The following is a 17,137-nucleotide window of genomic DNA, read 5'->3' as shown; positions in this document are numbered from 1 at the left end:
AGATGGCTAAATGCGAAAAAGTGCTTAGCCTGCCTGCTGACTGCTTTAGCGAACGGGAAACGATAATAATGACGGAGAATCCGCAAATTGCCGCGTTACTGGCGGCCTGCCACTGGATTGGCGACAAAGGCTGGTGTCCGGCGACCGGCGGCAACATGTCGCTGCGCCTCGACGAACGTCAATGCCTGGTTACCGAGTCCGGCAAAGACAAGGGCAGCCTGAGCGCCGCCGATTTTCTGCGGGTGGATATTGCTGACAATCATGTGCCGAGCGGCCGTACGCCGTCGGCGGAAACCGGGCTGCATACGCTGCTCTATCGCTTGTACCCGCACCTTGGCGCGGTGCTGCATACCCATTCCGTCAACGCCACCGTGTTGTCGCGGGTGGAACGCGGCGATGCGTTGGTGCTGCAGGGGTACGAAATGCAAAAGTCGCTCGCCGGCCAGCGCAGCCACCTGGACAGCGTGGCGATCCCCATTTTCGATAACGATCAGGACATCCCCCGGCTGGCGGCGCGCGTGGCGGCCTATGCCGAGGTCACGCCGCTGCAGTACGGTTTTCTGGTGCGCGGCCACGGTCTCTATTGCTGGGGAAGCCAGGTGGCGGAAGCCCGCCGCCATCTCGAAGGGCTGGAATTCCTGTTCCAGTGTGAACTGCAACGTCGCTTGCTGGAGGCGAAATGATCCGCGCTATCGTGACCGATATTGAAGGCACCACCAGCGATATTCGCTTCGTGCATCAGGTGCTGTTTCCCTATGCCCGTGAACGGCTGGCGGATTTTGTTCGCCGTCACGCCACGGAGAGCGAAGTCGCCGCGCCGCTGGCGGCGCTGCGCACTGAAATTGACCAGCCACAGGCGGATCTCGACGCGCTGATCGCCGCGCTGTACCGCTTTATGGATGAAGACCGCAAATCCACCGCGCTCAAGGCGCTGCAGGGCATCATCTGGCGTAGCGGCTATCGCGAAGGGGATTTCCGCGGGCATCTGTACCCGGAGGTCGCGGGGCAGCTGGCCGCCTGGCAGCGTCAGGGGCTGCAGCTTTACGTCTATTCCTCCGGTTCGGTGGAGGCGCAGAAGCTGCTGTTCGGCCACAGCGACGCCGGCGATCTGCAGCCGCTGTTTAGCGGCTATTTCGACACGCACGTCGGCGCCAAGCGTGAAACCGCGTCGTACCGCAACATTGCGCAGGCTATCGGCATCGCGCCCGACGAACTGCTGTTCCTGTCCGATATCCACCAGGAGCTGGACGCGGCGCAGGCCGCCGGCTGGCATACCTGCCAGCTGATCCGCGATGAGGCGGACGCACAAAGCCGGCATCCACAGGTCAGCCGTTTTGATCACATCGATTTAGGGGAGTTTGTCTCATGAGTGGATTGACCATTTTCAGTGATACAGCGTCGCAGCAGCCGCTGTGGCAGAGCCGCGACGCGCAGGAAATCCAGCGCCAGCTGGCGCAGATCGGCGTGCGCTTTGAGCGTTGGCAGGCGGATCGCGAGCTGGGCGACAATCCGCAGCCGGAGGCGGTGATCGCCGCCTACCAGCATGAGATCGACCGGCTGGTGGCGGAAAAGGGCTACCAGAGCTGGGACGTGATCAGCATGCGACCGGACCACGAACAGCGCCAGGCGCTGCGTGAAAAATTCCTGTCCGAACATACGCACGGCGAAGATGAAGTGCGCTTTTTCGTTGAAGGGGCGGGGCTGTTTTGCCTGCATCTGGACGGCAAGATCTTCCAGATCCTGTGCGAAAAGAACGATCTGATCTCAGTGCCGGCCAACACCCGTCACTGGTTCGATATGGGCTCGGCGCCGCACTTTACCGCGATCCGGGTGTTCGACAACCCGGAAGGCTGGGTGGCGCATTTCACCGGCGACAAGATCGCCGATGCCTATCCGCGTCTGGACTGATCGTTAACCGGCGGGCGTTAACCCAGCGTCCGCCGGAAGATCCCCGCTTCAACCTGTTGCGGCGTGATCACGCCGCTGTCGAACACCCACCCGCTGATGAGTTTTGCCGGCGTGACGTCGAACGCCGGATTGTAGACCGGCGCATCGGCCGGCGCCCACTGGCAGGCGCCGAAGCTGCCTGAAACGCCGGTGACTTCGGCCGCCGCGCGTTGCTCGATCGGGATGGCGGCGCCGTCTGGGCAGTGCGGATCGTGGGTGGTATGCGGGGCAGCCACGTAGAATGGAATGTCATGGTAGTGCGCCAGCACCGCCAGGCTGTAAGTGCCAATCTTGTTGGCGACGTCGCCGTTGGCGGCGATGCGATCCGCGCCGACCCACACCGCATCGACCTGGCCCTGCGCCATCAGGCTGGCGGCCATCGAATCGCAGATCAGGCGATAGGGAATGCCCAGCTCGCCCAGTTCCCAGGCGGTCAGACGGCCGCCCTGCAGCAGCGGCCGGGTTTCATCGACCCATACCTGTTGCACCTTGCCCTGCTGGTGGGCGCGCAGCAGCACGCCGATGGCGGTGCCGACGCCGGCGGTGGCCAACCCGCCGGTATTGCAGTGGGTCAGCAGGCGGCTGCCGGGCTTGACCAGACCAGCGCCGCGATCGGCGATGCGATCGCACAGCAGGCGATCTTCCTCCACCAACCGCAGCGCTTCGTTCACCATCGCCGGCGCCCAGTCAGACTCCGCCAGCGCCAGCTTCATGCGATCCAGATTGTTCATCAGGTTAACCGCCGTCGGGCGGGCGGCGCGCAGCGTGTGCAGCGCCTGCTCCAGCTCGGCGCGCGGCAGACCGCGCTCCGCCAGCAGCGCCAACAACAGGCTGGCGGACAGCCCGATCAGCGGTGCGCCGCGCACCCGCAGGCTGTGAATGTGCCCGACCAACTCCTCCACGCTGTCGCAAGCGCGCCACCGCTTTTCCTGCGGCAGGGCTTGCTGATCGAGGATCCAAAGGCGGTTGTCCTGCAGGGTCAAACTGGTGGTGTTAAGCGCTTGCATCGGCGGTTAATTCCTTGTTGCGAGGTTATTGCATCTGAAACGCTATTCTGCCAACATGACTTCCAGATGTATAGACGTCCAAATGCTTTTACGTCTAAATAAACAGAATCGCTGGGGGCAGCGAGAGAGAACAGAGGGGTTGGGGAATGTCGCTTTATCGTACGTTTACGGCTGCCGATGCCGTTGAATACGCCCGCCAATACGGGCAGGTGGCCGATCCGCAGGCGCTGGTCAGCGCCGACGAGATCGGCGACGGCAACCTGAACCTGGTGTTCAAGATCCGCGATCGCGAAGGCGTGAGCCGGGTGATCGTCAAACAGGCGCTGCCCTACGTGCGCTGCGTGGGCGAATCCTGGCCGCTGACGTTGGATCGGGCGCGCATCGAAGCGGAAACGCTGTTGATCCACGGCGGTTTCTGCCCGCGGCATACGGTAAAAGTCTTGCATCACGATCCTGAGTTGGCGGTGATGGTGCAAGAAGATCTCTCCGATCATCGCATCTGGCGCAGCGAACTGGTGCAGGGGAACTATCATCCGCTGGCGGCCGGTCAGCTGGCGGAATACCTGGCGCAGACGCTGTTCCACACCTCCGATTTTTATCAGCCGGCGCAGCAGAAAAAGGCGGAAGTCAGCCGTTTCACCAACCCCGAACTGTGCCAGATCACCGAAGATCTGTTCTTTACCGATCCCTATATCGACCATGAGCGCAATCAGTTCGAGGCGGCGCTGTTGCCGCAGGTACAGGCGCTGCGCGAGGATGCGCCGCTGAAGTTGGCGGTCGCCGGCCTGAAACATCGCTTCCTCAGCAAGGCGGAGGCGCTGTTGCACGGGGATATCCACAGCGGTTCAATTTTCGTGGCGGAAGGGCGATTGAAAGCGATCGACGCTGAATTCGGTTTCTACGGCCCGATCGGTTTCGATGTCGGCACTGCGTTAGGCAATCTGCTGCTCAACTATTGCGGCCAGCCGGGGCTGTTCGGGCCGCGCGACGCCGCCGCCGGGCGCGAGCAGCGGCTGCAGGATGTGCGCGAGCTGTGGCTGATCTTTGCCGATCGTTTCCTGGCGCTGTGCCATCAGCAAAGCCGCGATGCGGCGCTGGCGACGCCGGGTTACGCCGAGCAGTTCCTGCAGCAGGTCTGGAGCGACGCGATAGGATACTGCGGCACCGAACTGATTCGGCGCACCATCGGCCTGGCGCACGTCGCCGATCTGGACAGCATCGCCGACGCTGACATGCGCCTCGACTGCCAGCGTCATGCGCTGGGTTTGGGGCGCACGCTGATCGTCAATGCACCGCAGATCGAGCATATCGACGCGCTGTTGGCGCGCATTCGTCAGCAAGGCTGAAAAGGCGGGTGCTCGTGGATCCAGCCTGACATCATCAGCCAACGGGCGGGGCGAACCCCGCCGTTGGGTTGCCTTACCGTTCGGATTCGTAAGCCAAAGTGGCCGCAACCTCCGAGTCTCCCAACCTGATGCGCAGTTCGCACAGCGAACCGCGGGTTAGCCAGATGAACGCGATCAGCGTCATACAGACGATCACCAGTTTAAGCACGACCCGTTTTTGCTGCATTTTTGACCTCCCTATCCTTGCCTTGCGGCGGGTAAGAGGCTAACCTGATGTTGCTTGGCATCAGAGTGGCCTCGGGTTGATAATATCGACTCGGGGCCTTTCTCTTTCTCTCCTTTGCCAAGGCGCCGGACAGAAAGATCCAGAGCACCCGCGGCGCAGCCTACCCGAACTTCCTTCCCGTAAAATCCGCCGTTGCGCCAACCTGCGGCGCGGTGCGCAGTTTGTCATGAAAGCAAAAGAAAAAGGGGCGATGATGATCGCCCCTTGGATACGTGAAGTGAACCTTAAGCCGCTTCGGTCTGCTGCTGGCGCTTAGATTGCGCCGCCGGCTTTTCCGGCTTGGCGGCCGCCAGCGCGTCCGGCGCGAAGTCGTCTACGTTGATGGAGCGCAGGCGGCTCTCTTCGGCTTTCACCAGGATCTTCGCCTCGTCGGCGCTGATCTTGCCTTCTTCCAGCGCGCGCTCCGCCAAACGATCCAGACGGGTGAACGGCAGGTTTTTGCCGACCGCCTTGCACAGGCGTTCGTGAATCGGCTCGGCGGCCATCACGTCGGCCAGCGCCGCTTCCAGCAGGCCGATTGGGTTATGCTCGCTCGGCGTCAGGTACTGGCCGCGCCCCAGACGGCTGCGGGTGGCGGAAGGCACCTGCAGGATCTTGGCCAGCTGATGATCCAGGCGATCGGACGGTGCGTTATGCACGCGGCCGAACGGGAAGACCACGAAGCGCAGCGCGCCGGCGATAAAGCGGTTCGGGAAGTTGCGCAGCAGATCATCCAGCGCCTGTTCGGCTTTATGCAGGCTGTCTTGCACGCCCCAATGCACCAGCGGCAGATCTTCTTTCTGACGGCCTTCGTCGTCAAAGCGTTTCAGCACGGCGGAAGCCAGATACATCTGGCTGAGGATATCCCCCAGGCGAGCGGAGATGCGCTCGCGGCGCTTCAGGCTGCCGCCCAGCACGCCCATGGAAACGTCCGACAGCAACGCCAGGTTGGCGCTCAGGCGGTTCAACTGCTGATAGTAACGACGGGTCGCGTCCTTGGTCGGCGTGGCGCTGGTGCGGCCGTTGGTCAGGCCCAGCCAGAAGCTGCGTACCTTGTTGCTGCCGACGTGGCCCAGGTGGCCGAACAGCGATTTATCGAAGGCGTTCAGATCGTTGTTCTGCGCCGCCGCCATTTCATCCAGCACATAAGGATGGCAGCGGATCGCGCCCTGGCCGAAGATCATCATGGTGCGGGTCAGGATGTTCGCGCCTTCCACCGTGATGGCGATCGGTGCGCCCTGATAAGCGCGAGCCAGGAAGTTGGATTCGCCCAGCATGATGCCTTTACCGCCGGCGATGTCCATGGCGTCAACGATCGACTGCTGGCCGCGGTGCGTACAGTGGTATTTGACGATGGCCGACAGCACGGCCGGTTTCTCGCCCTGCACCAGTGCATAGGTGATCAGCGAAGCGGCGGCGTCCATCACATAGGTGTTGCCGGCAATGCGCGCCAACGGCTCTTCGATCCCTTCCATCTTGCCGATGGAGATCTTGAACTGACGGCGAATGTGCGCGTAAGCGCCGGTCGCCAGGGCGATGGATTTCAGGCTGCCGGTGGAGTTGGACGGCAGGGTGATGCCGCGACCGACCGACAGGCATTCAACCAGCATGCGCCAGCCCTGGCCGGCCATTTTCGGCCCGCCGATGATGTAATCGATCGGCACGAACACGTCGGTGCCGCGGGTCGGGCCGTTCTGGAACGGCACGTTCAGCGGGAAGTGGCGGTTGCCGATTTCCACGCCCGGCGTGCTGGTCGGGATCAGCGCACAGGTGATGCCCGGGGATTCGTTGTCGCTCAGCAGGCGGTTCGGGTCATGCAGTTTGAACGCCAGGCCCAGCACGGTGGCGACCGGCGCCAGCGTGATGTAGCGCTTGTTCCAGGTCAGGCGCATGCCCAGCACCTGCTTGCCTTGCCATTCGCCCATGCACACGGTGCCCACGTCCGGGATCGCGCCGGCATCGGAACCCGCTTCCGGGCTGGTCAGCGCGAAGCAAGGGATCTCGTCGCCGCGCGCCAGGCCCGGCAGATAGTGGTTTTTCTGTTCTTCAGTACCGTAATGCTGCAGCAGTTCCCCCGGGCCGAGGGAGTTTGGCACGCCGACGGTGATTGCCAGGATGCCGGAAACGCCGGCCAGTTTTTGCAGCACCATCGCCTGAGCGTAAGGGGAGAATTCCAGGCCGCCGTACTCTTTCTTGATGATCATCGCGAAGAAACGGTGTTCTTTCAGGTACGCCCAGAGTTCAGGCGGCAGATCGGCCAGTTCGTGAGTGATCTGGAAGTCGTTGGCCATGCGGCAGGCTTCTTCCACCGGGCCGTCGATAAACGCCTGCTCTTCTTCCGTCAGGCGCGGTTTCGGGTAGCTGTGCAGCTTGTTCCAGTCCGGCGCGCCGCGGAACAGATCGCCTTCCCACCAGGTGGTGCCCGCGTCGATCGCTTCCTTCTCGGTGGTGGACATCGGCGGCATCACCTTGCGGAAGGCGCGCAGCGCTGGCGCGGAGAGCAGAGAGCGACGCACAGAGGAAAGGTTCAGTGGCAGCAGCACGATCGCCAGCGGCAGCAACAGCCAGAAGCTCCACAGGCCGATCGCGCCCATGGCGGCGGTGTACGCCACCAGTATCAGGCTGCTGAGGGTAAGGTTCACTCGGTGGTAGAACACCACGCCAAGGAGAGCCAGGAAAACGACGATACTAAGAACCATCATAAGAAGCTCCGAAGTAGTAAGAGGTCTGACCTGTTGTGTGTATGTAATAGGTTTTAGTACAAGGCAGAATTTTTATCAATGCGTTTACAGTTTAATTACAACTCAGGTCACAAACTGACAGCACCAATCATCAAAAACCTCTCCGCTTCCTTAACCGGCGCGCTGTTTGGCTGAGAATGCTTCTCGCTGTTTCCGCGATCCGGTACACTGCGGAGCGGAAGATTTGACGATAACAAGAGGTTCCTCATGTACCACGACCTTATTCGCAGTGAACTGAACGAAGCGGCTGATACCCTGGCGAAATTTATCAATGACGACGCCAACATCGACGCCATCCAACGCGCGGCGGTGCTGCTGGCGGACTCCTTCAAAGCCGGCGGTAAAGTGATCTCCTGCGGCAACGGCGGTTCCCATTGCGACGCGATGCACTTCGCCGAAGAGCTGACCGGCCGCTACCGCGAAAACCGCCCGGGCTACCCGGCGATTGCCATCTCGGACGTGAGCCACCTGTCCTGCGTCAGCAACGACTTCGGCTATGAGTATGTGTTCTCGCGCTATGTGGAAGCGGTGGGCCGCGAAGGCGACGTGCTGCTGGGCATTTCCACCTCCGGCAACTCCGGCAACATCATCAAGGCTATCGACGCGGCGCGCGCCAAGGGGATGAAAGTGATCACCCTGACCGGCAAGGACGGCGGCAAGATGGCGGGTTCCGCCGATGTGGAAATTCGCGTGCCGCACTTCGGTTACGCCGATCGCATTCAGGAAATCCATATTAAAGCGATTCACATCTTGATTCAGCTGATCGAAAAAGAGATGGTTAAGGCGTAATAGCCTTCGGGGGGGCTGCAGCTCCCCATGAATAAGACTGCGGGCGCCGCATATATGCCGCGCCCGCACAGCCTGTGTCAGTGTGGTTAAGGAGTGCTGGCGATGTGTGAACTGCTCGGGATGAGCGCAAACGTACCGACCGATATCTGCTTCAGCTTTACCGGCCTGGTACAGCGCGGCGGCCGCACCGGGCCGCATAAGGATGGCTGGGGCATTACCTTCTATGAAGGGAACGGCTGCCGTACATTCAAGGATCCGCAGCCGAGCTTCAACTCGCCGATCGCCCGCCTGGTGCAGGACTACCCGATCAAGTCTTGCGCGGTGGTGTCCCATATTCGCCAGGCCAACCGCGGCGAAGTGGCGTTGGAAAACACCCATCCGTTCACCCGTGAACTGTGGGGCCGCAACTGGACCTACGCGCACAACGGCCAATTGAAAGGCTATCGCCAGCTGGATACCGGCACGTTCCGCCCGGTCGGCCAGACCGACAGCGAATATGCGTTCTGCTGGCTGCTGCACCAGCTGGCGCTGAAATATCCGCGCACCCCGAGCCAGTGGCCGGCGGTATTCCGCTACATTGGCCTGTTGGCGAGCCAGCTGCGCAAGAAAGGGGTATTCAATATGCTGTTGTCGGACGGGCGCTTCGTGATGGCCTATTGCTCCACCAACCTGTATTGGATCACGCGCCGCGCGCCGTTCGGCAAGGCGACGCTGCTTGATCAGGACGTGGAGATTGATTTTCAGCAACAGACCACACCGAACGATGTGGTCACGGTGATCGCCACCCAACCGCTGACCGCCAACGAAACCTGGCACAAGATTGAGCCAGGCGAGTTCGCGTTATTTCACTTCGGTGAGCGGCTTGTTCTGAGCGAAGGGGTTGGTGTTGGGCGTCGGGCTGGCTGACGCGTACTGCGTCATCATGCCGCCGCTGCTCATCAGCGGTTGACCCAAGACGTACTGGCCATTGACCACGCCCATTGTCGGCGGTTGGCGGTTCTTCGCGAAGTAATCGTAGCCCGGCTTCAGCTGGCGCCAGAAGGCGATATAGCTGGATGACGCATGGCGTTTGAGATTCTGATCGGTCATGCGGAACGGGTAGATGCTGATGTCGACGCGGCTTTGGCCATAGGCGAAGGCGGCTTCGACGTAGCGATAGATCTCATCCATATAGGTGTTGGTCATCGCGTAACAGCCGATCGATTTACATTCGCCGTGGATCATCAGATAAGCGCCGGAATAGCCCTGCGACTTATCGTAATCGTTAGGGAAACCGATATTGATCGCCCGATAATACTTGCTGTCGGGTTTCAGATGGCGCGCGTCAACGCTATAAAAGCCTTCAGGACTTTTAAAGTCGCCTTCACGACGTTTAGGACCCAGCCCGCCGGAGAAATTACAGATCGGGAACGTGTTGACCAGGCGGAATTCATTGCCCATTCTGGCATACAATTCCAGCTTGCGTTCCTCTTTGAAGATCTGAATATAGACCGGCGAACCCAATAATTGCTGTTTAACTACCGGCGCTTCGGGTACCTGCTCGCTGGCGCTGCAGGCCGTGATCATCGGCATAGAAACAAGCATCGCAAACAACAGCGCGATTTTGCTCATTATAATTCCTGCTTATATTTATCTGCCGGCGCAATCAACCTGGCCAGCATGCCACTGATTATTGTTTTTACTGCTGCAAAACACCGCCAGATTACCAGCGCGTTTATTTTTAGCAATACGTGATATGTATAAAAAAACGACAAAGCTCGATAAAAGTGAAATGACCGGCAGATTTTAACGATAAGTAGTGAAAAACAGGCGAAATTTAATTGCGTTTGCTTGACCCAAGTCACGACGGAACGCAGAACAATGTTGCGAACAATGTTAATATTCTCTCTTCAATTTAACGCGCGGTGGCGATTGAAGCGGCGGGGGTTATGGCATATAACCCGGCCGTTTCGGTGGTTATTTGGCTACAGGCCGTTAACACATCGATTGTCACGCAAATAACGGAGAGGGGGGAATCAAGGGAATGCGCGTTACCCCATATATTCACTGCGAGAAAGTTTATGTTGGGCGTGCCGTCGTGCGCACTGCCCGGCAATCCTGGCATCGTCCGCACCCGCCTCTGGGGCCGGTCAGACGTGTAAACCAAACTACATCGTATAAATCCTATGATTAAGATCAGAAAAGGGTTAGATCTGCCGATAGCCGGGGCTCCGGTTCAGGCGATCCAAGATGGCCCGAACATTCAGCATGTCGCCCTGCTTGGGGAAGAGTATGTCGGAATGCGCCCCTCCATGCTGGTGCAGGAAGGCGATACCGTTAAGAAAGGCCAGGCGTTGTTCGAAGACAAGAAAAACCCCGGGGTTTTCTTCACGGCTCCCGCCAGCGGCCGCATCGCCGCGATTAACCGCGGCGAGCGGCGCGTATTGCAATCGGTGGTGATTGCGCTGGAAAACGGCGGCGACGATCAGCTCGAGTTCGCGCACTACCCGCTGGGTGAACTGAGCCAGCTGCCGCGCGAACAGGTCGAAAGCGAACTGATCGCCAGCGGCCTGTGGACCGCGCTGCGCACCCGTCCGTTCAGCAAGACGCCGGCTCCCGGCAGCGAACCGCGCGCCATTTTCGTCACCGCTATGGACACCCAGCCGTTGGCCGCCGATCCGCAGGTGATCATCGCCGAGCAGCAGGCGGCGTTCAACGCCGGGTTGGTGGTGCTGGCGCGCCTGACGGCAGGCAAGGTGCACGTGTGCCATGCCGCCGGCGCTTCGGTTGGTCAGCAGAGCGGCCCGCAGATCGCCTACAGCGAATTCGCCGGCCCACATCCCGCCGGGCTGGCGGGCACCCACATTCACTTCCTCGAACCGGTCAGCCTGAAGAAAACCGTTTGGCACATCGGTTACCAGGACGTGATCGCCATCGGCACGCTGTTCACCACCGGCAAGCTCGATACCCGCCGTGTGGTGGCGCTGGCCGGGCCGCAGGTGGCGCAGCCGGCGCTGCTGCGCACCCGCCTGGGGGCCAGCCTCGATGAGCTGACCGCCGGCCGCCTGAAAGGCGGCGAGAACCGGGTGATCTCCGGTTCGGTGCTGAACGGCATGCACGCCGCCGGGCCGAACGCCTGGCTCGGCCGTTTCCACTCGCAGGTGTCGGTGCTGGAAGAAGGGCGCGACAAAGAGCTGTTCGGCTGGATCGTGCCCTCGCCGAACAAGTTTTCCATTACCCGCACCACGCTGGGCCACTTCCTGAAGAACAAACTGTTCGCCTTCTCGACCACCACCAACGGCGGCGAGCGCGCCATGGTGCCGATCGGCAACTACGAGCGGGTGATGCCGCTGGATATTTTGCCGACGCTGCTGCTGCGCGATCTGCTGGCGGGCGACAGCGACAGCGCGCAGGCGCTGGGTTGTCTGGAGCTGGACGAGGAAGATCTGGCGCTGTGCACCTTCGTTTGCCCCGGCAAGTATGAGTACGCGCCGGTGCTGCGCGAGGTGCTGACCAAGATTGAGCAGGAAGGATAACCGATGGGCCTGAAGAATTATTTCGAGAAGATAGAGCATCACTTCACGCCGGGCGGCAAACTGGAAAAGTGGTATCCGCTGTATGAAGCGACCACCACGGTGTTTTACACCCCCGGCACGGTGACGCGCGGCGCTTCGCACGTGCGCGACGCCATCGATTTGAAACGCATGATGATCCTGGTGTGGCTGGCGGTGTTCCCGGCGATGTTCTGGGGCATGTACAACGTCGGCCAGCAGGCGATCCCGGCGCTGCACCATCTGTACAGCGGCGACGCGCTGCAACAGGTGCTGGCGGGCGACTGGCATTATCGCCTGGCGCAGTGGCTCGGCGCCTCGCTGGCGGCCGACGCCGGCTGGGTCAGCAAAATGGTGCTGGGCGCCTGTTACTTCCTGCCGATCTACGCCGTGGTGTTCGTCGTCGGCGGTTTCTGGGAAGTGCTGTTCGCCATTATCCGCAAGCATGAGGTCAACGAAGGTTTCTTCGTCACCTCTATCCTGTTCGCGCTGATCGTGCCGCCGACCCTGCCGCTGTGGCAGGCCGCGCTGGGCATCACCTTCGGCGTGGTGGTGGCCAAAGAGATCTTCGGCGGCACCGGGCGCAACTTCCTCAACCCGGCGTTGGCCGGCCGCGCCTTCCTGTTCTTCGCCTATCCGGCGCAGATCTCCGGCGATCTGGTGTGGACTTCCGCGGACGGTTTCTCCGGCGCGACGCCGCTGGCGCAGTGGAGCGCGGGCGGGGCGCACAGCCTGAGCAACGTAGCCACCGGCCAGTCCATCAGCTGGATGGACGCTTTCCTCGGCAATATTCCCGGCTCGATCGGTGAGGTGTCCACGCTGATGATCCTGATCGGCGGGGCGATTATCCTGTTCGGCCGAGTGGCCTCCTGGCGCATCGTCGCCGGCGTAATGCTCGGCATGGTGGCTTCCGCCATGCTGTTCAACGCCATCGGTTCGGACACCAACCCGATGTTCGCCATGCCGTGGTACTGGCATCTGGTGCTGGGCGGCTTCGCCTTCGGCATGATCTTTATGGCGACCGACCCGGTTTCCGCCTCCTTCACCAATAAGGGGAAATGGTGGTACGGCATTCTGATTGGCGTGATGTGCGTGCTGATTAGGGTGGTCAACCCCGCCTATCCGGAAGGCATGATGCTGGCGATCCTGTTCGCCAACCTGTTCGCGCCGCTGTTCGATTACCTGGTGGTGCAGGCCAACATCAAGCGGAGACAAGCCCGTGGCGAATGAAGCGAAAAATGACGGCATCGGTAAAACGCTGCTGGTAGTGCTGCTGCTGTGTCTGGTGTGTTCAGTGGTGGTGGCGGGCTCCGCCGTCGGCCTGAAGTCCAAACAGCAGGAGCAAAAGCTGCTCGATAAGCAGCGCAATATTCTCGACGTAGCCGGCCTGTTGCAGCCGAAAATGGAGAGCGAGCAGGTCAAGCGCCTGTACAGCGAGCGCATCGAACCGCGCCTGGTGGATCTGAACAGCGGCGAGTTTGTCGCCGGCAAAGCGGCGGCGTTCGATCTGGGCGCTGCGCTGCGCGACGACGCCAAAAGCGTGGCGCTGGCGGCGGGCGACGATCCGGCCGGCATCAAGCGCCGCAGCAACCAGGCGGAAATCTACCTGGTGCGCGATGAAAGCGGCCAGGTGAACAAGATTGTGCTGCCGGTGTACGGCACCGGTCTGTGGTCGATGATGTACGCCTTCGTGGCGCTGGATAACGACGGCAACACGGTCAAGGGCATCACCTACTACGACCAGGGGGAAACCCCGGGGCTGGGCGGTGAGGTCGAGAACCCGTCCTGGCGTCAGCAGTGGGTCGGCAAGCAGCTGTTCGACGATAACGGCCAGCCGGCGATCCGCGTGGTGAAAGGCGGCGCGCGTCAGGGGGATGTGCACGGGGTGGACGGCCTGTCCGGCGCCACGCTGACCTCCAACGGCGTGCAGCATACGTTTGATTTCTGGTTGGGCGAGCACGGCTTCGGCCCGTTCCTGAAAAAAGTTCGTGAAGGAGCGCTGAAAAATGGCTGATTCCAAAGAGATAAAGCGGGTCCTGCTGGGGCCGCTGTTCGACAATAACCCGATCGCCCTGCAGGTGCTGGGCGTCTGTTCGGCGCTGGCGGTGACCACCAAGCTGGAGACGGCGGTGGTGATGACCATTGCGGTGACGCTGGTAACCGCGTTCTCCAGCTTCTTCATCTCGCTGATCCGTCACCATATTCCCAACAGCGTGCGCATCATCGTGCAGATGGCGATCATCGCCTCGCTGGTGATCGTGGTCGATCAGCTGCTGCGCGCCTATGCGTTCGAGATCTCCAAGCAGCTGTCGGTGTTCGTTGGCCTTATCATCACCAACTGCATCGTGATGGGGCGCGCCGAGGCCTACGCCATGAAGTCGCCGCCGATCGAGAGCTTTATGGACGGCATCGGCAACGGGCTGGGCTACGGGGTGATCCTGGTGCTGGTCGGTTTCCTGCGCGAGCTGATCGGCTCCGGCAAGCTGTTTGGCGTACCGGTGCTGGAAACGGTGCAGAACGGCGGCTGGTATCAGCCGAACGGCCTGTTCCTGCTGGCGCCGAGCGCGTTCTTCATCATCGGCCTGCTGATCTGGGTGCTGCGCACCCTGAAGCCGGCGCAGATCGAAAAGGAGTAAAGGCCGATGGAACACTATATCAGCCTGTTTGTGCGCGCGGTGTTCGTCGAGAACATGGCGCTGGCGTTCTTCCTCGGGATGTGTACCTTCCTGGCGGTGTCGAAGAAGGTCTCGACCGCCTTTGGCCTGGGCATCGCGGTGACCATCGTGCTCGGCATTTCGGTGCCGGTGAACAACCTGGTCTACAACCTGATCCTGCGCGACGGCGCGCTGGTGGAAGGCGTCGATCTGAGCTTCCTCAACTTCATCACCTTCATCGGCGTGATCGCGGCGCTGGTGCAGATTCTGGAGATGATCCTCGATCGTTTCTTCCCGTCGCTGTATAACGCGCTCGGCATCTTCCTGCCGCTCATCACCGTGAACTGCGCCATCTTCGGCGGCGTGTCCTTCATGGTGCAGCGCGACTACAACTTCGCCGAATCGGTGGTGTACGGCATCGGTTCCGGCACCGGCTGGATGCTGGCGATCGTCGCCATGGCGGGGATCCGCGAAAAACTCAAGTATGCCAACGTGCCGGCAGGGCTGCGCGGCCTGGGCATTACCTTTATCACCACCGGACTGATGGCGCTGGGCTTCATGTCCTTCTCCGGTGTTCAGTTGTAAAGGCGGGAAGAATTTATGGAAATTATTTTAGGCGTAGCGATGTTCACCGCCATCGTGATGGTGCTGGTGTTGCTGATCCTGTTCGCCAAATCGAAGCTGGTGAACACCGGCGACATCGCGGTGGAAATCAACGGCGATCTGGATAAGAGCTTCCATGCGCCGGCGGGCGACAAGCTGCTCAACGTGCTCTCCAGCCAAGGGATCTTCGTCTCCTCGGCCTGCGGCGGCGGCGGCTCCTGCGGCCAGTGCCGGGTGGTGATCAAAGAGGGCGGCGGCGATATCCTGCCGACCGAGCTCTCGCACATCAACAAGCGCGAAGCGAAAGAGGGTTGCCGCCTGGCGTGCCAGGTGAACGTGAAGCAGAACCTGAAGATCGAGCTGCCGGAAGAGATCTTCGGCGTGAAGAAATGGGAATGCGAAGTTATCTCCAACGATAACAAAGCCACCTTTATCAAAGAGCTGAAGCTGAAGATCCCCGATGGCGAAGACGTGCCGTTCCGCGCGGGCGGTTTCATCCAGATCGAAGCGCCGGCGCACGACATCAGCTACGCCGACTTCGACGTGCCGCAGGAGTATCGCGGCGACTGGGACAAGTTCAACCTGTTCCGCTACCGCTCGACGGTGAATGACACCACGGTGCGCGCCTACTCGATGGCCAACTATCCGGAAGAAAAGGGCATCATCATGCTCAACGTGCGTATCGCCACGCCGCCGCCGAACAATCCGGACGTGCCGCCGGGCATCATGTCTTCCTATATCTGGTCGCTGAAGCCGGGCGACAAGGTGACCATCTCCGGGCCGTTCGGCGAGTTCTTCGCCAAGGACACCGACGCCGAAATGATCTTTATCGGCGGCGGCGCGGGCATGGCGCCGATGCGCTCGCACATCTTCGATCAGCTCAAGCGTCTGAACTCGAAGCGCAAGATCACTTTCTGGTACGGCGCGCGTTCGCTGCGCGAGATGTTCTATGAAGACGACTTCAACCAGCTGCAGGCGGAGAACGAAAACTTCACCTGGCACGTGGCGCTGTCGGATCCGCAGCCGGAAGATAACTGGACCGGCTACACCGGCTTTATCCATAATGTTCTGCTGGAGAACTACCTGAAGAACCACCCGGCGCCGGAAGACTGCGAGTTTTACATGTGCGGGCCGCCGATGATGAACGCCGCGGTGATCAAGATGCTCAAAGATTTGGGTGTCGAAGACGAAAACATCATGCTGGATGACTTTGGTGGCTAAATTGCGCGCATTGGCGACGAAGAACTGGCTGACGGGCGTGGCGCTGAGCGCCACCCTGCTGCTGACCGGCTGCGGGCCGGAACAGGTGGATCTGACGGGTAAAACCATGGGCACCTCGTATTCGATCCGTTACGTGACCGGCGACGATACGCCGTCGGCGCGCGAGATGCAGGCGGAGATCGACAAACGGCTGGAACAGGTGAACGATCAGATGTCCACCTACCGGCCGGATTCCGAGCTAAGCCGCTTCAACGCCAGCCGCGACATTGACCGGCCGTTCCCGGTTTCGCCGGCCACCGCCGAAGTGGTGCGCGAAGCGCTGCGCATCAACCGCGTCACCGATGGCGCGCTGGACGTGACCGTCGGGCCGCTGGTCAACCTATGGGGTTTCGGCCCGGAAGGGCGACCGGACAAAGTGCCGAGCGAGGCGGAACTGGAGCACCGCCGCGCCTGGACCGGCGCCGACAAGCTGTCGGTGCAGGGCAGCGCGCTGGTGAAAAGCATCCCCGAGCTGTATGTCGACCTGTCTTCGATTGCCAAAGGATACGGCGTGGACGTGGTGGCGGAGTATCTGCAATCGCAACACGTGAAAGACTACATGGTGGATATCGGCGGTGAAGTTCGTACCCGCGGGCGCAACGGCGAGCAAAAGCCGTGGCGCATTGCCATCGAGCGCCCGACCGCCGGCGCGCAGCAGCAGGCGCAGCTGGTGATCCAGCCGGGGGAGATGTCGATCGCCACCTCGGGTGACTATCGCAACTACTTCGAACAGGACGGGGTGCGCTATTCGCACACCATCGATCCGGTCACCGGGCGGCCGATCCATCATCGGCTGGTGTCGATCACCGTGCTGAGCCCGACCTGCATGACCGCCGACGGCCTGTCCACCGGCCTGAACGTGATGGGGCCAGAGCGCGGCATGGCGCTGGCCAACCTGCTCGGTATCCCGGTGTTCATGATCGTGAAAACCGCCGACGGGTTTGAGGAGCGTTATTCGGACGCGTTCAAACCCTATCTGAAAAAGCGTTCGTGAG

Annotated in this window: 17 protein-coding genes; 13 read left to right on the top strand and 4 right to left on the bottom strand. The window is 61.1% G+C overall.

Translation table 11 applies throughout. From position 1 onward, the window contains the following. Positions 1-68: 68 nt before the first annotated feature. From ACOWVD_RS13810 to ACOWVD_RS13800, 3 genes are read left to right on the top strand one after another with little or no spacing between them, the layout of a single operon-like run. Positions 69-683: a methylthioribulose 1-phosphate dehydratase gene (locus ACOWVD_RS13810; protein WP_049241351.1), complete on the top strand. Its 615-nt coding sequence runs from the start codon at positions 69-71 to the stop codon at positions 681-683. Continuing rightward, positions 680-1,369: an acireductone synthase gene (mtnC, locus tag ACOWVD_RS13805; protein ID WP_197800770.1), complete on the top strand. Its 690-nt coding sequence runs from the start codon at positions 680-682 to the stop codon at positions 1,367-1,369. Before ACOWVD_RS13810 ends, mtnC begins: the two co-directional genes overlap by 4 nt. Next, positions 1,366-1,908 (top strand): 1,2-dihydroxy-3-keto-5-methylthiopentene dioxygenase, encoded by a 543-nt coding sequence (locus ACOWVD_RS13800; RefSeq protein WP_049241352.1) that lies wholly within the window; start codon positions 1,366-1,368, stop codon positions 1,906-1,908. The genes mtnC and ACOWVD_RS13800 overlap by 4 nt, the downstream gene beginning before the upstream one ends. 17 nt (positions 1,909-1,925) lie before the next feature. On the opposite strand, the gene mtnA is transcribed toward ACOWVD_RS13800, so the two are convergent. Continuing rightward, a complete protein-coding gene (gene mtnA / locus ACOWVD_RS13795) occupies positions 1,926-2,954 on the bottom strand; it encodes an S-methyl-5-thioribose-1-phosphate isomerase (RefSeq protein WP_197800769.1) in 1,029 nt (342 codons plus the stop codon). A gap of 146 nt (positions 2,955-3,100) precedes the next feature. Here mtnA and mtnK point away from each other — a divergent pair, with 146 nt between their 5' ends. Continuing rightward, positions 3,101-4,300, top strand: a complete 1,200-nt coding sequence (mtnK, locus tag ACOWVD_RS13790; protein WP_075685768.1) for an S-methyl-5-thioribose kinase — start codon at positions 3,101-3,103, stop codon at positions 4,298-4,300. 73 nt (positions 4,301-4,373) lie between these two features. Here mtnK and ACOWVD_RS13785 read toward each other — a convergent pair whose 3' ends face one another. Beyond that, positions 4,374-4,526: a Hok/Gef family protein gene (locus tag ACOWVD_RS13785; RefSeq protein WP_004930217.1), complete on the bottom strand. Its 153-nt coding sequence runs from the start codon at positions 4,524-4,526 to the stop codon at positions 4,374-4,376. A gap of 284 nt (positions 4,527-4,810) precedes the next feature. Next, complete coding sequence (gene fadE / locus ACOWVD_RS13780; protein WP_197763861.1) at positions 4,811-7,267, bottom strand: acyl-CoA dehydrogenase FadE; 2,457 nt, start codon at positions 7,265-7,267, stop codon at positions 4,811-4,813. A gap of 246 nt (positions 7,268-7,513) precedes the next feature. Between fadE and lpcA the strand changes: the two genes are divergently transcribed. Then, the gene (gene lpcA / locus ACOWVD_RS13775; RefSeq protein WP_004930220.1) at positions 7,514-8,095 is read left to right on the top strand and encodes a D-sedoheptulose 7-phosphate isomerase; all 582 of its coding nucleotides are present in this window, start codon (positions 7,514-7,516) and stop codon (positions 8,093-8,095) included. A gap of 102 nt (positions 8,096-8,197) precedes the next feature. Continuing rightward, positions 8,198-9,001, top strand: a complete 804-nt coding sequence (locus ACOWVD_RS13770; RefSeq protein ID WP_004930222.1) for a class II glutamine amidotransferase — start codon at positions 8,198-8,200, stop codon at positions 8,999-9,001. Here the strand turns inward: ACOWVD_RS13770 and dpaA are convergent. Further along, positions 8,936-9,706, bottom strand: a complete 771-nt coding sequence (dpaA, locus tag ACOWVD_RS13765) for a peptidoglycan meso-diaminopimelic acid protein amidase (protein ID WP_049241359.1) — start codon at positions 9,704-9,706, stop codon at positions 8,936-8,938. The two genes, ACOWVD_RS13770 and dpaA, sit on opposite strands and share 66 nt — an antisense overlap. 554 nt (positions 9,707-10,260) lie before the next feature. Here dpaA and ACOWVD_RS13760 point away from each other — a divergent pair. From ACOWVD_RS13760 to ACOWVD_RS13730, 7 genes are read left to right on the top strand one after another with little or no spacing between them, the layout of a single operon-like run. After that, entirely contained in the window at positions 10,261-11,610 is a 1,350-nt protein-coding gene (locus ACOWVD_RS13760) for a Na(+)-translocating NADH-quinone reductase subunit A (protein WP_049241361.1), read from the top strand. 3 nt (positions 11,611-11,613) lie between these two features. After that, positions 11,614-12,855 (top strand): NADH:ubiquinone reductase (Na(+)-transporting) subunit B, encoded by a 1,242-nt coding sequence (locus ACOWVD_RS13755; protein WP_164095997.1) that lies wholly within the window; start codon positions 11,614-11,616, stop codon positions 12,853-12,855. After that, positions 12,845-13,639 (top strand): Na(+)-translocating NADH-quinone reductase subunit C, encoded by a 795-nt coding sequence (locus tag ACOWVD_RS13750; protein WP_015376731.1) that lies wholly within the window; start codon positions 12,845-12,847, stop codon positions 13,637-13,639. The genes ACOWVD_RS13755 and ACOWVD_RS13750 overlap by 11 nt, the downstream gene beginning before the upstream one ends. Next, entirely contained in the window at positions 13,632-14,261 is a 630-nt protein-coding gene (locus ACOWVD_RS13745) for an NADH:ubiquinone reductase (Na(+)-transporting) subunit D (protein ID WP_004930232.1), read from the top strand. Before ACOWVD_RS13750 ends, ACOWVD_RS13745 begins: the two co-directional genes overlap by 8 nt. A 6-nt stretch (positions 14,262-14,267) precedes the next feature. Continuing rightward, on the top strand, positions 14,268-14,864 hold the full coding sequence (gene nqrE, locus ACOWVD_RS13740) for an NADH:ubiquinone reductase (Na(+)-transporting) subunit E (protein WP_015376732.1): 597 nt from the start codon (positions 14,268-14,270) through the stop codon (positions 14,862-14,864). A 15-nt stretch (positions 14,865-14,879) separates the two neighbouring features. Next, positions 14,880-16,103, top strand: a complete 1,224-nt coding sequence (gene nqrF, locus ACOWVD_RS13735; protein ID WP_033634097.1) for an NADH:ubiquinone reductase (Na(+)-transporting) subunit F — start codon at positions 14,880-14,882, stop codon at positions 16,101-16,103. Next, on the top strand, positions 16,087-17,136 hold the full coding sequence (locus ACOWVD_RS13730; protein WP_049241365.1) for an FAD:protein FMN transferase: 1,050 nt from the start codon (positions 16,087-16,089) through the stop codon (positions 17,134-17,136). The genes nqrF and ACOWVD_RS13730 overlap by 17 nt, the downstream gene beginning before the upstream one ends. The last annotated feature ends 1 nt before the right edge of the window (position 17,137 follow it).

The sequence above is a fragment of the Serratia sp. SA088 genome (assembly GCF_049065515.1).
GTDB lineage: Bacteria > Pseudomonadota > Gammaproteobacteria > Enterobacterales > Enterobacteriaceae > Serratia > Serratia nematodiphila.
The sequence above is the reverse complement of the archived record's forward strand: the minus strand, read 5'-3'. Positions and strand labels throughout refer to the sequence as shown.

What these genes read in the sequence shown, in the direction of transcription:
- ACOWVD_RS13810 (WP_049241351.1), top strand. Translation starts at nt 69, where the DNA reads ATGACGGAGAATCCGCAAATTGCCGCGTTACTGGCGGCCTGCCACTGG.
- mtnC (WP_197800770.1), top strand. Translation starts at nt 680, where the DNA reads ATGATCCGCGCTATCGTGACCGATATTGAAGGCACCACCAGCGATATT.
- ACOWVD_RS13800 (WP_049241352.1), top strand. Translation starts at nt 1,366, where the DNA reads ATGAGTGGATTGACCATTTTCAGTGATACAGCGTCGCAGCAGCCGCTG.
- mtnA (WP_197800769.1), bottom strand. Translation starts at nt 2,954, where the DNA reads ATGCAAGCGCTTAACACCACCAGTTTGACCCTGCAGGACAACCGCCTT.
- mtnK (WP_075685768.1), top strand. Translation starts at nt 3,101, where the DNA reads ATGTCGCTTTATCGTACGTTTACGGCTGCCGATGCCGTTGAATACGCC.
- ACOWVD_RS13785 (WP_004930217.1), bottom strand. Translation starts at nt 4,526, where the DNA reads ATGCAGCAAAAACGGGTCGTGCTTAAACTGGTGATCGTCTGTATGACG.
- fadE (WP_197763861.1), bottom strand. Translation starts at nt 7,267, where the DNA reads ATGATGGTTCTTAGTATCGTCGTTTTCCTGGCTCTCCTTGGCGTGGTG.
- lpcA (WP_004930220.1), top strand. Translation starts at nt 7,514, where the DNA reads ATGTACCACGACCTTATTCGCAGTGAACTGAACGAAGCGGCTGATACC.
- ACOWVD_RS13770 (WP_004930222.1), top strand. Translation starts at nt 8,198, where the DNA reads ATGTGTGAACTGCTCGGGATGAGCGCAAACGTACCGACCGATATCTGC.
- dpaA (WP_049241359.1), bottom strand. Translation starts at nt 9,706, where the DNA reads ATGAGCAAAATCGCGCTGTTGTTTGCGATGCTTGTTTCTATGCCGATG.
- ACOWVD_RS13760 (WP_049241361.1), top strand. Translation starts at nt 10,261, where the DNA reads ATGATTAAGATCAGAAAAGGGTTAGATCTGCCGATAGCCGGGGCTCCG.
- ACOWVD_RS13755 (WP_164095997.1), top strand. Translation starts at nt 11,614, where the DNA reads ATGGGCCTGAAGAATTATTTCGAGAAGATAGAGCATCACTTCACGCCG.
- ACOWVD_RS13745 (WP_004930232.1), top strand. Translation starts at nt 13,632, where the DNA reads ATGGCTGATTCCAAAGAGATAAAGCGGGTCCTGCTGGGGCCGCTGTTC.
- nqrE (WP_015376732.1), top strand. Translation starts at nt 14,268, where the DNA reads ATGGAACACTATATCAGCCTGTTTGTGCGCGCGGTGTTCGTCGAGAAC.
- nqrF (WP_033634097.1), top strand. Translation starts at nt 14,880, where the DNA reads ATGGAAATTATTTTAGGCGTAGCGATGTTCACCGCCATCGTGATGGTG.
- ACOWVD_RS13730 (WP_049241365.1), top strand. Translation starts at nt 16,087, where the DNA reads ATGACTTTGGTGGCTAAATTGCGCGCATTGGCGACGAAGAACTGGCTG.